At 70.3% G+C, this 13692-nt stretch carries 14 protein-coding genes; 10 read left to right on the top strand and 4 right to left on the bottom strand.

Going from position 1 to position 13692, the window contains the following annotated elements; translation table 11 throughout:
• The 6 genes from Q0C81_RS07490 to phoB form a co-directional block, all read left to right on the top strand.
• The coding region (locus Q0C81_RS07490; protein WP_291835815.1) for an ATP-binding protein at positions 1-595 on the top strand (595 nt) is incomplete at its 5' end.
• A 138-nt stretch (positions 596-733) separates the two neighbouring features.
• Positions 734-2164, top strand: a complete 1431-nt coding sequence (gene pstC / locus Q0C81_RS07485) for a phosphate ABC transporter permease subunit PstC (protein ID WP_291835812.1) — start codon at positions 734-736, stop codon at positions 2162-2164.
• Positions 2157-3473, top strand: coding sequence for a phosphate ABC transporter permease PstA (pstA, locus tag Q0C81_RS07480; RefSeq protein ID WP_291835810.1), 1317 nt, complete (start codon positions 2157-2159; stop codon positions 3471-3473). The genes pstC and pstA overlap by 8 nt, the downstream gene beginning before the upstream one ends.
• A gap of 5 nt (positions 3474-3478) precedes the next feature.
• Complete coding sequence (pstB, locus tag Q0C81_RS07475; RefSeq protein WP_291835807.1) at positions 3479-4342, top strand: phosphate ABC transporter ATP-binding protein PstB; 864 nt, start codon at positions 3479-3481, stop codon at positions 4340-4342.
• Positions 4342-5052, top strand: a complete 711-nt coding sequence (gene phoU / locus Q0C81_RS07470) for a phosphate signaling complex protein PhoU (protein WP_291835803.1) — start codon at positions 4342-4344, stop codon at positions 5050-5052. Before pstB ends, phoU begins: the two co-directional genes overlap by 1 nt.
• A 20-nt stretch (positions 5053-5072) precedes the next feature.
• Positions 5073-5762, top strand: a complete 690-nt coding sequence (phoB, locus tag Q0C81_RS07465; RefSeq protein WP_291835800.1) for a phosphate regulon transcriptional regulator PhoB — start codon at positions 5073-5075, stop codon at positions 5760-5762.
• Between the two features lie 7 nt (positions 5763-5769).
• Here the strand turns inward: phoB and Q0C81_RS07460 are convergent, their stop codons facing one another.
• The 3 genes from Q0C81_RS07460 to Q0C81_RS07450 form a co-directional block, all read right to left on the bottom strand.
• Positions 5770-7212, bottom strand: coding sequence for a hypothetical protein (locus tag Q0C81_RS07460; protein WP_291835798.1), 1443 nt, complete (start codon positions 7210-7212; stop codon positions 5770-5772).
• Between the two features lie 97 nt (positions 7213-7309).
• Complete coding sequence (locus tag Q0C81_RS07455) at positions 7310-8410, bottom strand: membrane dipeptidase (RefSeq protein WP_291835796.1); 1101 nt, start codon at positions 8408-8410, stop codon at positions 7310-7312.
• A gap of 53 nt (positions 8411-8463) precedes the next feature.
• Positions 8464-8970, bottom strand: coding sequence for a MarR family transcriptional regulator (locus tag Q0C81_RS07450; RefSeq protein WP_291835794.1), 507 nt, complete (start codon positions 8968-8970; stop codon positions 8464-8466).
• Positions 8971-9125: 155 nt separating this feature from the next.
• Between Q0C81_RS07450 and Q0C81_RS07445 the strand changes: the two genes are divergently transcribed.
• From Q0C81_RS07445 to Q0C81_RS07430, 4 genes are all read left to right on the top strand, one after another.
• Positions 9126-10970: a gamma-glutamyltransferase family protein gene (locus tag Q0C81_RS07445; RefSeq protein ID WP_291835792.1), complete on the top strand. Its 1845-nt coding sequence runs from the start codon at positions 9126-9128 to the stop codon at positions 10968-10970.
• Positions 10970-11386, top strand: a complete 417-nt coding sequence (locus Q0C81_RS07440; protein WP_291835791.1) for a hypothetical protein — start codon at positions 10970-10972, stop codon at positions 11384-11386. The genes Q0C81_RS07445 and Q0C81_RS07440 overlap by 1 nt, the downstream gene beginning before the upstream one ends.
• An 86-nt stretch (positions 11387-11472) precedes the next feature.
• Entirely contained in the window at positions 11473-12186 is a 714-nt protein-coding gene (locus tag Q0C81_RS07435) for a CPBP family intramembrane glutamic endopeptidase (protein WP_291835788.1), read from the top strand.
• 83 nt (positions 12187-12269) lie between these two features.
• Entirely contained in the window at positions 12270-13097 is an 828-nt protein-coding gene (locus Q0C81_RS07430; RefSeq protein WP_291835786.1) for a hypothetical protein, read from the top strand.
• On the opposite strand, the gene Q0C81_RS07425 is transcribed toward Q0C81_RS07430, so the two are convergent.
• Positions 13058-13692: Hsp33 family molecular chaperone HslO (locus Q0C81_RS07425; protein ID WP_291835781.1), on the bottom strand; the 635-nt coding region annotated here is incomplete at its 5' end. The two genes, Q0C81_RS07430 and Q0C81_RS07425, sit on opposite strands and share 40 nt — an antisense overlap.

Raw genomic sequence — 13692 nt, 5'->3', positions numbered from 1 at the left:
CGAGCACGTCCCCCCCTCGGGCCGGGTCGACCTGGCGCGGGCGGCGGTGGATGTCATGGACGCCGTCAGCGTGCTGTCGGCCGAACGCGACGTCAGCATCGTCATGCAGGACCGCGAACTGTCCGCCCCGGTCCACGGCGACCGTGACGAGATCGTCCAGGTGGTCCAGAACCTGGTCGACAACGCCATCAAATATTCCCCGTCGGGCGACACGGTCGATATCGTCATCCGCCCCGACGTGACGCTGGACGAGGCCGCCGCCCCCTGGTCGGGCGGCAATCGCGAGGGCGGGGTCACCCGCCTGCCCCTGGTCACGCCGGACCGCGAGCCGGGCAACCGCTACGCCGCCATCACCGTGCGCGACCACGGCCCCGGCATGGCCCGCGAACACCTGCCCCGCCTGACCGAGCGCTTCTACCGGGTCGAGGGCCAGAAGAGCGGCGAGCGCCAGGGCACGGGCCTGGGCCTGGCCATCGTCAAACACATCGTCAACCGCCATCGCGGCGGGCTGACGGTCGAAAGCGCGCCGGGCCAGGGCGCCGTCTTCACCGCCTATTTCCCCATCGCGCTGCCGGCGGAAAAGACCAAGACGTGACGCGCCTGCGACAACAGGCCCGACGGCGTAACAGAACTGTCATGCGCCCGTCTTAATCCGCTGACCATTCCCGGGCAGTTTCCGCCCCGGGGCGAACCGGGCGACCGGGGCCGCTCCGATTCTTCCTCCCGGATCCTCATGACCTGGCTTTTCCTGCCGATCCTGATCGCCGCAGCCGTCGCCGCCTATTTCGGCGCGCGCCGACTGGCGAGCCGACGCGCGCGGGGGGCCAAGGCCCATTCGCGGCCCGCCCAGCACGGGGCCTACGCCCTGATCTGGACCGCGCTTCCGGCCCTGGCCGTCTTGCTGGCCGCCTCCGTCTTCTCGGGCCCGGTCCAGCACCAGCTGATGGCCTCCGGCGCGCCTGAGGCCGTCCAGCAGCTGGAGCCCTTCCGCCGCCAGGCCTTCTACGCCGACGCCCACGCCGTCGGCGCCGGGCAGCAGACCATGCAGATCTGGCCCGCGCCCTACGCCGAGCTCCTGCCCGCCGAGGGCCGCCGCGCCGCCCGCATCGAGCTGATGCTGAGCTTGGCCGGGATCACCGGCGCCGCCCTGGCCGCCCTGCTGGGCGCCCTGTTCGTGTTCAGCCAGATCCGCCCCGACATGCGCGCCCGCAACCGGGTCGAGGGCTGGATCGTCGGCGCCCTGTTCGCCTGTTCCGCCGTCGCGGTCCTGACCACCGTCGGCATCGTCGCCTCGCTGGTCTACGATTCGATCCGCTTCTTCAGCTCGGTGCCCGTCACGGAGTTCCTGTTCGGAACCCAGTGGAGCCCCCAGACCGCCATCCGCGCCGACCAGGTCGGATCGTCCGGCGCCTTCGGGGCACTGCCGCTGTTCGCCGGCACCTTCCTGATCATGATCATCGCCATGTGCGTGGCGGCCCCGGTCGGCCTGTTCTCGGCCATCTACCTGTCGGAGTACGCCGGACCGGTGTTCCGCGCGACGGTGAAGCCGATCCTCGAAATCCTCGCGGGCGTCCCGACCGTGGTCTACGGCTTCTTCGCCGCCCTGACCGTCGGCCCGGCCATGCGCGTCTTCTTCCACACCATCGGCAGCTGGTTCGTCGGCGGGCCGCTGGACGGCCTGGGCCAGTATCTGATGCTGGTCCAGAACCAGATGGCCCTCGTCGCCGGCGGCGTCATGGGCATCATGCTGATCCCCTTCGTCAGCTCGCTGTCGGACGACATCATCAACGCCGTGCCGCAGTCGCTGCGCGACGGCTCCTACGCCATGGGCGCGACAAAGTCCGAGACGGTCAAGCGGGTCCTGCTGCCCGCCGCCCTGCCCGGCGTCGCCGGCGCCATGCTGCTGGCCATGTCGCGGGCCATCGGCGAGACCATGATCGTGACCATGGCCGCCGGCCTCGCCGCCCGCCTGACGCTGAACCCGCTCGAGACCGTGACCACCGTCACCGTCCAGATCGTCACCCTTCTGACCGGCGACCAGGAGTTCAACAGCCCCAAGACGCTGTCGGCCTTCGGTCTCGGCCTGACCCTGTTCCTCGTGACCCTGCTGCTGAACATCGTGGCCCAGCGCATCGTCCAGACCTACCGGCAGCAATATGACTGACGCAGCCGACAACGCCCCCGTCTCTGGAACCGTCTCCGGGGTCGACGCCGCCCGCGTCGACCGCCTGCGCTCGGGCCTGAAGAAGCGCTACGCCCGCGAGAACCGCTTCCGCCTGTACGGCCTGCTGGCCATCGGCGTGGCGGTCGGCTTCCTGCTGCTGCTTCTGGGCCGGATCATCGATCAGGGCCACACGGCCTTCTACGCCCACACGGTGACCCTGCCGGTCTACATGGACCCGGCCCGCGTCGACCGCGCCTATCCGCAGGGCACCAATTTCGAACAGCTGGTCGCCGAACAGCAGCTGCGCCGCATGGGCGAGCAGGACGACGCCTCGGGCGCCAAGGCCACCGCCATGCGCGGCCTGTTCTCCTCGGAGCTGAAGTTCACCGCCGCCGAGCGCATCCAGAAGCAGCCGGGCCTCATCGGCCAGACGGTGATGATCGCCGCCCCCGCCTCGGACGACGCCGACCTCTATTTCAAGGGCGAGATCTCCCGCGCCACGCCCGCCGACCAGCGCCGCCTGTCGGACCAGCAGATCGACTGGCTGGACCGGATGAAGGCCGACGGCCATGTCTCGGCCCACTTCAACACCGCCCTGTTCACCAAGGGCGACTCGACCGAACCGGAGCTGGCCGGGGTGCTGGGCGCCGTCATCGGCTCGGCCTTGATGCTGCTGGTCACCGCCCTGATCGCCATCCCGCTGGGCGTCGGCGCGGCCCTCTACCTCGAAGAGTTCGCGCCCAAGAACCGGCTGACGGACATCATCGAGGTCAACATCAACAACCTCGCGGCCGTGCCGTCGATCATCTACGGCCTGCTGGGCCTGGCCCTGTTCATCAACTGGCTGCATCTGCCTCGCGCCAGCCCGCTGGTCGGCGGCCTGGTGCTGGCCCTGATGGCCCTGCCGACCATCATCATCGCCACCCGCTCCTCGCTGAAGGCGGTGCCGCCGTCGATCCGCGAGGCCGCCCTGGCCATGGGCGCCTCCAGGACCCAGACGGTCTTCCAGCACACCCTGCCCCTGGCCATGCCCGGCGTGATGACCGGCGCCATCATCTCGATGGCCCACGCCCTGGGCGAGACCGCCCCCCTGCTGCTGATCGGCATGGTCAGCTTCGTGCCGGGCATCCCCCACAGCGTCGTCGAGCCGACGGGCGCCCTGCCCTCGCTCGTCTACATCTGGGAGAACGCGTCCGAACGCGCCTTCCACGAGCGGACCGCCGCCGCGATCCTGGTCCTGCTCGCCTTCATGATCGTCATGAACGCCGCCGCCATCCTGCTGCGCCGGCGCTTCGAACGCCGGTGGTAAGCCCCATGTTCTCGAAAATCTTCCGCGCCGCGGACGGCGTTGAGGGCGGCACGCCCGCCGAAACCCCGGTCATCGCCGCTCCGGCCGTGACCCACGGCGGCGGCCCCGTCGGCCCGACCAAGATCGCCGCGCGCGACGTGTCGGTCTTCTACGGCGGCAAACAGGCCCTGTACGATGTCTCGCTCGACATCCCGGACAAGACCGTCACGGCCCTGATCGGTCCGTCGGGCTGCGGCAAGTCGACCTTCCTGCGGACCATGAACCGCATGAACGACACCATCAGCCACGCCAAGGTCACCGGCCGCATCGAGATGGACGGCGAGGACATCAACGCCCGCTCCGTCGACCCGGTGCTGCTGCGCGCCCGCGTCGGCATGGTGTTCCAGAAGCCGAACCCCTTCCCCAAGTCGATCTACGAGAACGTCGCCTACGGCCCGCGCATCCACGGCCTGGCCACCGGCAAGGCCGACCTGGACGTCATCGTCGAGGCCTCGCTGAAGCGCGCCGGCCTGTGGGAAGAGGTCGCCGACCGCCTGCACTCGCCGGGCACCGGCCTGTCCGGCGGCCAGCAGCAGCGTCTGGTCATCGCCCGCGCCATCGCGGTCGAGCCTGAAGTCATTCTGATGGACGAGCCCTGCTCGGCCCTGGATCCGATCGCGACCGCCAAGATCGAGGAACTGATCGACGAACTGCGCGAGCGCTACTGCATCGTCATCGTCACCCACTCGATGGCCCAGGCCGCCCGCGTCTCGCAACGCACCGCCTTCTTCCACCTCGGCCGCCTGGTCGAGACCGGTCCGACCGAGGAAATCTTCACGAATCCCCGCGAGCGGCGCACCCTCGACTACATCACGGGGCGCTTCGGCTGATGAACCAGCACACCGTCAAGGCCTACGGGGACGAACTCAACCAGCTGACCGCCGAAGTCGCCCGCATGGGCGGCCTCGCGGAGGCCCAGGTCGCCGACGCCGTCGAGTCCGTCGCCCGTCGCGACGTGGCCCTCGCCAAGGCCGTGGTCGAGCGCGACGTCCGCCTGGACGCCATGCATCGCGACATCGAGAAGAAGGCCATCCGCCTGATCGCCCTGCGCCAGCCGGTCGCCTCGGACCTGCGCAAGACCCTGTCGGCCATGAAGCTGGCGGTGGACCTGGAGCGCACCGGCGACCTGGCCAAGAACATCGCCAAGCGCGCCCTGATCCTGGCCGAGGGCGAACCGATGCAGCCCCTGACCCGTTCGATCGAGCGGATGGGCAAGCTGGTCTCCATGCGGCTGCGCGACGTGCTGGACGCCTATGCGGTCGGCGAAGTCGACCGCGCCATCGCCGTCTGGAACACCGACGACGAGGTCGACGAGCACTACAACAGCCTGTTCCGCGAGCTGCTGACCTACATGATGGGCGACCCGCGCACGATCAGCGCCTGCACCCACCTGCTGTTCATGGCCAAGAACCTGGAACGCATCGGCGACCACGCGACCAACATCGCCGAGACGATCCACTACGAGATCACCGGTCTGGAATTCACGGGCGAGCGCCCGCGCTGGAATCCCGAGCCGGACGCCGACCTGCCTGCCGCCTGAGACTGACCGGAGAGCCTGAAGTGCAGCCTTATATCCTGGTGATGGAAGACGAGGACGCGCTGGCCACGCTGCTGTCCTACAATCTCGAAAAAGAGGGCTACAAGGTCGTCGTCGCCTCCGACGGCGAGGAAGGCATGCTCCAGATCGACGAGCGCCTGCCCGATCTGGTCCTGCTCGACTGGATGCTGCCCAAGCTCAGCGGCATCGAGGTCTGCCGCCGCATCCGCGGCCGGTCCGAGACCCGCAACCTGCCGATCATCATGCTGACCGCCCGCGGCGAGGAATCCGACCGCGTGCGCGGCCTGGACACCGGCGCCGACGACTATCTGACCAAGCCCTTCTCGATGACCGAGCTGACGGCCCGCATCCGCGCCGTCCTGCGCCGCATCCGTCCGGGCCTTGCCGACGACCGCATCAACCACGGCGACATCGTCATTGACCGCGTCGCCCACCGCGTCCGCCGCGCCGGCCTGGAGATCCACCTGGGCCCGACCGAGTTCCGCCTGCTCGACCACTTCATGCAGCACCCGGGCCGGGTGTTCAGCCGCGAACAGCTGCTGGACGCCGTCTGGGGCTCGGACGTCTATGTCGAGGCCCGCACCGTCGACGTCCACGTCGGCCGCCTGCGCAAGGCCCTGAACGTCGAAGGCACCGTCAACCCGATCCGCACCGTCCGCTCGGCCGGCTATTCGCTGGATCTGGGGGGCTGAGCCACCCTCAGCCCAGCGCGATCTTGCCGTCCACCAACCGATAGGCGACGCCCGTCCGGTCGAACAGCCGCGCGATGACCGCCGCCGGGTCGGCCGCGCCCGCCGTCAGCAGGGTCTCGATGTCCGTCCGCAGCGTCGGGTCCCCCGACACCTCGGGCAGGCGGCTCAGCCACGCCTCGCGGGTCAGGACGCCGTCCGCCCGCCCGGCGTCGATCAGCGGCTTCAGGAAGTCGAACCAGTCCCCGCCCGTGGCCTTCTTCTGCGCCGCCTCGGCGGCGAGGGCGAAGACCGCGCCGCAGGAGTACCAGGCCCGGTGCTCGCCGCGCTGGCCGGCCTCGATCACCGGACGCACGGCCAGGCGGGCGCAGTCGTCCACCTCGGCCTGCAGCACGGATCGTTCGTCGAAGCCCGGGTCGAGCGCCTTCATCGCCCGCACCGCCATCAGGTCTGCGCCGCCCTCGGTCATCCAGGACTCCCGCGCCCGCTCGGCCCGCACCGTCTGGCCCAGCCAGAAATGCGCGCTCTCGTGGCCGATGAACCAGCGGTTCTCGGCCAGCACCGCGTCGCTGGAGGCCAGCAGCTCCTTGCCTTCGAAGGTCATGACGATCAGGCCCGGCAGGACGCTGCCGCCGTAGTTGGTCGTGCCGGCGGTCGGCCCATACCAGGTGGCCATGATGGTCGGCCGGTCCGTCTGCCCCGCCCCCAGGCGCGTGGCGTAATAGTCGGCGACGCGCGGTGCGAAGCCCTCGATGGAGGCCGCGATCCAGGAGGGCAGCTCGGGATCCACGACCGTCACCAGCCGCTCCGCCGCCTTCACCTCGGTCTGGCCGAACAGGACATAGGTGCGGCCGTCGTCGCCCTCGGCTTGCGCCTGCCGGCGGCCGTGATGCAGCACCGGCCCCGCCGAGTCCCGCCAGGTGATCCATGCATTGCCCACCGAGCGCCTGTAGGCGCCGCGCTCATCATCGGAAAGCTGGACCGCCTCCAGCGACGGCAAAGGAAATACATCGAACGCCCCGGTCGGCATGGCCACCGACCCATCGGTGAACATCAGCACCGGATAGTCGGCTTCCAGGTTCTCGCCGCTCGGCGTCAGCCTCAGGCTCACCTCGCGGGGCACGGGTCCGCCGTCCATGGTCCTCAGCACGTCAAGGTCGCCGACCCGCTCCAGCACTACGCCGGGCGTGACCACCCGCCAGTCCCGCGGCCGCCACGGTTCACGCGTCCCGTTCGTCACTGTCGAGCGATAGAAGGCCCAGACCGGCGCGTCCTGCGACAGCACATAGTCGGCGGTCCATCGGTCGCCGTCGCGCGTCACCGTGATCCGCGCGCCTGGCGCGGTCTCCTCCGCCTGCCGGACCAGAGCCGACGGAGCCGCCGCCGCGAAGGCGGGCGCCCCGCCGGCGGACAGGGCGGCCAGCAGGCACGTCAAGGCGATCCGGTTACGCATCTCACTCTCCCAAACTGGAGGGGAGCCTAGCGTGGCCGTTCGACGCCGCGCCCGTTACAACCGGTTCACCAAAGTGGCCATTTCCGGCCGCCGGCGTTCACCCCGTCCACGTATCCGCGAAGACGCGCTGGAAATTGCCGCCCAGGATCTTGTCGGCGACCCGGGCTCCGTAGCCCCGTCGCCGCAGCTCGTCCGCGATCACCGTGAAGCGATCGGCCCGGTTCAGCCCCTCGACGAAGGGCGGCGGCCCCTCGCCCGGCGCGGCGACGCCCGCGGCCTTGCGCTGCTCCAGGCTCGCGTTCCACTCCGCCATGCTCTCGGGCGAGGTGTCGAAGGGCCACAACAGGGCGTCGCTGCCGATGCCGACGTGGTCTTCCCCACCGATGTTCAGCGCGTGGGTCAGGTGGGCGAAATAGACCTCCAGCGAGGGCTGGGCCGGAGCCGTGGTCAGATAGCTGAGTTCATAGATCCCCATCACGCCGCCTCGGTCGGCCAGGGCGCGGATCAGGCGGTCGGACTTGTTGCGGGGGTGGGCGTGAACGGCGTCGCAGCCCGCGTGGGTGATCAGCACCGGCTTGCGCGACGCCGCCACGGCGCCGAGGCTGGACATCTCATCGCTGTGGCTGACGTCGACCGTCACGCCCCGGGCGTTCATGCGTTCGACGGCCTGCCGTCCCAGCGCGGTCAGGCCGGTGGACGGCGACGACATCGTGCCAGAGGCGAAGGGCGTCGTGCGATTGTAGCTGAGCCCCATCACCAGAACCCCGGCGGCGCGGAACGGGTCGATCGCATCGACGTCGCCCTCCAGCATCTCGCCGGCCTCGAACGAATAGATGACGCCCAGCCGGCCCGTCGCCCTGGCGCGCGCCAGATCGGCCGTCCCCAGGACCTTCAGATAGACGTCGGGGTTCAGGGCCACGGCCTTGTCGATGTCGGCGATGGACTGCGTCGTCTCGGCCCGGGACTGGTTGCCGGAGCCGCCGATGGTCAGCTTGGCCGCCGTCAGGCCCGAAGCCCGGATCAGGTCGCGCGCCTCCTGGTCGAGGGGCGTCTCCGGATCGATCGGCAGGACCAGATTGCCGTTGATCAGGACCGGTTCGCGCGCCCCGCGACCGGCGGAGGCGCCGGGACCGGCGGCGCAGGCCGTCAGGGTGGAGGCGGCGACGGCGCCCAGGAAGATGCGGCGATTGGCGGTCATGGGCTCGCGGTCTCCAGCTTTATCCGGAGAATATGTAGGCACCTACCTATATGTCAATCGGCGGACGCGTCCCCCGACACCCGGGCCATGATCCGGTCGAACATCGACCGGCGCTCCAGCGCGTCGTCCAGGCGGTCCAGCAGGCGAACCAGGTCCCCAGCCTCGTCGTTCAGCTCCTGCGCGGCGGCGTTGAAGGCCTCCCACAGCGGGGTAAGCCGGGTCGCCAGGGCCTGCCCGCTCTCGGTCAGCTGCAACAGCCGGCGGCGGCCGTCCTCGGCGGAGGGCGACGAGGCGATGAACCCGGCCTTCTCCATGGACCGGCTGGCTTCGCTGACCGAGACGTGGGTGATGCGAAGGATCGCGGCGATCTCGCCCACCGCCATGGGGCGGCCATGCTCGACCAGCTGACGAAGGATGCCGTACCAGCGCTGTTCGAACCGGATGTCCTGGGCCGCATAGACACGGGTCCCGTCGCGGTCCAGCCGCTCCGACGCCCGGCGCAGGCGGGCGCCCAGGGCCGCGCCGCCGAAGCTGCGGCTGTAGTCATGAGGATCGGACATGGCGAAATCCGGCGAGCGGGAAGGCGAACCTCCCTTCTGAGCCCATTCGCCCGGACTTCAAAACCGGGAGCCATGGTCAGCGAGAGACCGACGGACAGGCTTCACAGTCGCGTTAGACCCGCTAGGGTCCCCCTCACATTTCGTGGAGTCTGCCGATGCGTCGCCGCACCTTCCTGTCGTCCCTGCCCGCCGGGGCGTTGCTGGCGGGGAGCGGGATCGCTCACGCGCAGACCCCGCAGGCCCAGGCCGCCCCAGCCGCCGGCGCCCCGTCCCGGCCCGCGCCGCGCCCCGATCCCTACGCCGGCATCGGCATCGGCGACCGCATCACCGGACCCAAATTCGTCGGCCGCTCGACCGTCTGGGGGGCCAACGGCGCCGCCGCCACGGCCCATCCGCGCGCCACCCTGATCGGCATCGACACGCTGCGTAGGGGTGGCTCGGCCATCGACGCGGCCATCGCCATCAATGCGGCGCTGGGCTTCCTGGAGCCCGTCGCCAACGGCATCGGCGGCGACGCCTTCTGCATGTTGTGGGACCCGGCCCAGCGCAAGGTCGTCGGCTTCAACGGCTCGGGGAACAGCCCCCGCGGCCTGTCGCTGGAGACCGCGCGGTCCAAGGCGAAGGCCGACGGCCACCTGCCCTCCTACGGCGCGGTCACGGTCAATGTCCCCGGCACGGTCGACGCCTGGTGGAGCGCCCACCAGCGCTACGGCAAGCTGCCGTGGAAGGACGTCCTGCTGCCTGTCGCCGAGCTGTGCGAGGAGGGCGTGCCGATGCCGCAGGTCATCGCCTACTACCTCGAGCGCAACATGGCCGGCTTCGACCGCTCGGCGTCGATCATCGAGGAAAACGACAACCGCAGGAAGGTCTACGCCCCCGGCGGCGAGACCCCCAAGGTCGGCCAGATGTTCGCCAACCCCGACCTGGGCCGCACCCTGCGCCTGATCGCCGAGCACGGCCGCGACGCCTTCTATGACGGTCCCATCGCCGATGCGATCGCCGCCTATTTCCGCCGCATCGGCGGCTGGATGACCCGCGCCGACCTTGCCGCGCACCGCACCGAATGGGTCGAGCCGATCCGCACCGACTATCGCGGCGTCCAGGTCTACGGCCTGGGCCCCAACACCCAGGGCCTGTCGACCAACCAGATCCTCAACGTCTGCGAGCAGTTCGACCTCAGGAGCATGGGCTTCCAGTCCGCCGCCTCGATCCACCACCAGGCCGAGGCCAAGCGCCTGGCCTTCGAGGACCGGGCCAAGTGGTTCGCCGACGACCGCTTCAGCCGCACCCCGGTCGAGTGGCTGAACTCGAAGGACTACGCCCGCCAGCGCGCCGCCCTGATCCGGCCGGACCGGGTCATGGACCGCGTCTTCCCCGGCGACGCCCCGACCCAGGGCGACACCACCTATTTCAGCGTCGCCGACAAGGACGGCATGATGGTCAGCTGGATCCAGTCCAACTACCGCGGCATGGGCTCGGGCCTGGTGTCCGACGACGGCGCCGGAAACACCCTGGGCTTCATGTTCCAGGACCGGGGCGAGCTGTTCGCCCTGACCGACGGACACCCCAACGTCTACGCCCCGGGCAAGCGGCCCTTCCACACCATCATCCCCGGTTTCGCGGTCAAGGACGGCAAGCCCTGGATGGCCATGGGCGTCATGGGCGGCGGCATGCAACCCCAGGGCCAGGCCCAGATCATCATCAACATGGTCGACTACGGCCTCGACCCCCAGGAGGCCGGCGACGCCCCGCGGTGGCAGCACGAGGGCTCGTCCGAGCCCACCGGCGAACCGGCCGAGGGCGTGGGCCTGCTGTATCTGGAGACCGGCGTCCCGGCGGCGTCCAAGGCCCAGCTTGAGGCCATGGGCTGGGTCCTGCGCGGCCCCAACGGCGGCTTCGGCGGCTATCAGAACGTGGTCATGCAGCAGAACCCCGGCGGACGCTGGACCTACGGCGCGGCCACGGAGATGCGCAAGGACGGCATCGCCCTGGCCTACTGATGGCCGGGACGGTCGATCTGACGGGCCGGTGGACGGGGGTCTATTTCTACCCCCACGATCCGGCCTGGAACGCCAACGGCAACATGCCCGCGACGCCCTTCACGGCCGAGCTGACGGACACGGCCGGGACGGTCATCGGCAAGACGATCGAGCCCGACCTGCTGTTCGCCGACGGGGCGGATGTCCGGGCCGTGCTGGAGGGGCGCCACGACGGTCTGCGCCTGACCTTCACCAAGACGCCGGACGGCCGCGACCGCGATCACGTGATCCTCTACGACGGCGAGATCTCGCCGGACGGAGACGCGGTCTCCGGCCGCTGGACCATTCCGGGCAGCTGGTCCGGCGACTTCCGCATGCAGCGCCGCACCGTCTCCGAGGCGGCGTCCGAGGAAAGGGGCGCCCAGGCCCGGTCCTGATCGGCGGCTGATCGCGATTTCACCGCCCCGCCTGCATCCATGGCGCGGCGTCGCGGCCTCCTGTCGGGACAGGGATGGAGGGCGGGATGCCGGATGCGATCATGGCGTTGGCGGGATGGATCGGCGCGACGGCGGCCCTGGGGCTGGTCGCGGCCCTGTTCCTGCGCGGCAAGGTGAAGTGGGGCTGGTTCGGCGCCGCCCTGCTGCTGATGGCCGCCTATGACGCCCTGCTGACGCGCGGTTACGGCCATATCCCGCTGCATTTCTGGCCCTCCGACTGGAACTGGGAGGGCAAGGCGATGGCGCTGGCCCTGTCGCTGGCGGTCGCCCTGGCCCTCGGCGCGCGCCGGGTCGGCCTGACGCTGCAGCAGGACCGCAAGGGCCTGCCCGGCGCCCTGGTCCTGTCGGCGGCGCTGGTCGCCGTCTTCCTCGGCCTGGCCCTGTATTTCCCCGGTCAGGGGACCGACGCCGACACCCTCGCCTTCCAGCTGACCATGCCCGGCCTGGACGAGGAGCTCTTCTATCGCGGCGTCCTGCTGCTGATGCTGAACGAGGCCTTCGCCCGCCCGCTGAGCATCCTCGGCGCCCCCATGGGCTGGGGCGCGCTGATCTCGTCCGTCGCCTTCGGCCTGGCCCACGCCCTGGGCTACAGCGAGGGCGGCTTCACCTTCGACGCCCTGACCATGGCCCTGACCGGCGGCCCGGCCCTGCTGCTGGTCTGGCTGCGCGAGAAGACGGGCAGCCTGCTGCTCCCCGTGCTCCTGCACAATTTCGCCAACAGCATTTCCCTGCTGGTCTGAACCCTCGGGCCACAGCCTCGCCTTATTGAATGACGAGCGTCGGGACACGCGCCGGTCGGGGGTGCGTGTAACCGGGGGTTTCCATGCTTGAACTGCTCGCCGCCGCCCTGCTGTCGGCCCAGCCCGCCTGCGCCGCGCCCGCCAATACGGCGGCGCTCCTGGCCCGCCCCGAACGCATCCTCGTCGTCGGCGACTGGCACGGCACGGCGGAGATACCGGCGGCCTTCCTCGGCATCGTCTGCGAGGCCGCGAAACAGGGCCCCGTGACCGTCGCGCTGGAGATGCCCGAGACCGAGCGGTCCCTGTTCAGGAACGCGCTGGCGGCTCCGACCGAAGAGGCCGCCCGCGACACCTTCCTGTACGGCGACTTCGGCAACCCCCGCAGCACCGACGGCCGCAACAGCGTGGCCATGCTGGACATGATGGTGGGATTCTGGCGGCTGAAGGCCGCCGGATACGACGTGGCGATCCATCCCTTCATGGCGGTGGACTCAAGAATCACGGGCCGCGATCAGGCGTGGTGGGAACTGGAGATGGCCTATGGCATGAGCCGCGCCCTCGTGGCCCGTCCTGACGCCCGGGTCGTGGTCTTCGTCGGCGATCTGCACGCCCGCAAGAAGGGCTACGCCCGCTTCCCCGACATCGGCGTGCCCGCCGCCGGCCACCTGCACGCCTCCGACACCTTCACCCTGCACACCGCCCAACAGGGCGGCGAGAGCTGGAGCTGTCAGCCGACCTGCGGCGTCCAGACCAGCCGGGGCCGACACGACGCCGCCGCCGACGCACGGGGGATCATCCTCGGCCCGGTCGAGGACGGGGCCTATGACGGCGTGCTGGCGGTGGGTCCGACCACCGCCTCGCCGCCGGCGGCTCAGTCGGCCGCCGCGATCTCTTCCGGCGCCAGCTCGTAGACCGTCGCGCAGTATTCGCACGTCACGCGGATCCTGCCGTCGTCCTCGACCATGTCGGCCCGCTCCTGCGGGCTGAACGAGGCCAGCACGGCGCCGATCCGGTCCTTCGAGCAGCGGCACTGCGCCGACAGCGCGCGGGCGTCCTCCAGCCGCACGCCGTCCTCGTGGAACAGGCGGAACAGCAGGGTCTCCGGCGTGATGGTCGGATCGATCAGTTCGTCGTCGGCCAGGGTCTGGAACAGGGCGCGCGAGCGGTCCCACACCTCCTCGGTCGACCCGCGCGCGTCGTCCGCCGCGATCAGCTGGATCAGCGCCCCGCCGGCGCGCCATTGCGAGCCTTCGGCGGTCTCCACCGAGCCGACGGCCAGACGCACCTTGGTCGGGATCTGCTCCGACTGCTGGAAATAGTGTTCGGCGGCCAGCGACAGGCTCTCGCCCTCGATCGGGGTGATGCCCTGGGTGCGCTCGAAGTCCGGGCCGCGGTCCAGCGTCATGACGAAGACGCCTTCGCCCAGCAGCGTCCGGGCGCCGGGACGGGCGAAGCCTTGCGACGCGGCCGCGACCTCGTCGGCGTCGAACCGGCAGTAGCCGCGCA

The sequence above is a fragment of the Brevundimonas sp. genome (genome assembly GCF_023259385.1).
Lineage (GTDB): Bacteria > Pseudomonadota > Alphaproteobacteria > Caulobacterales > Caulobacteraceae > Brevundimonas.
This window is presented reverse-complemented; position numbering and strand designations above follow the sequence as displayed.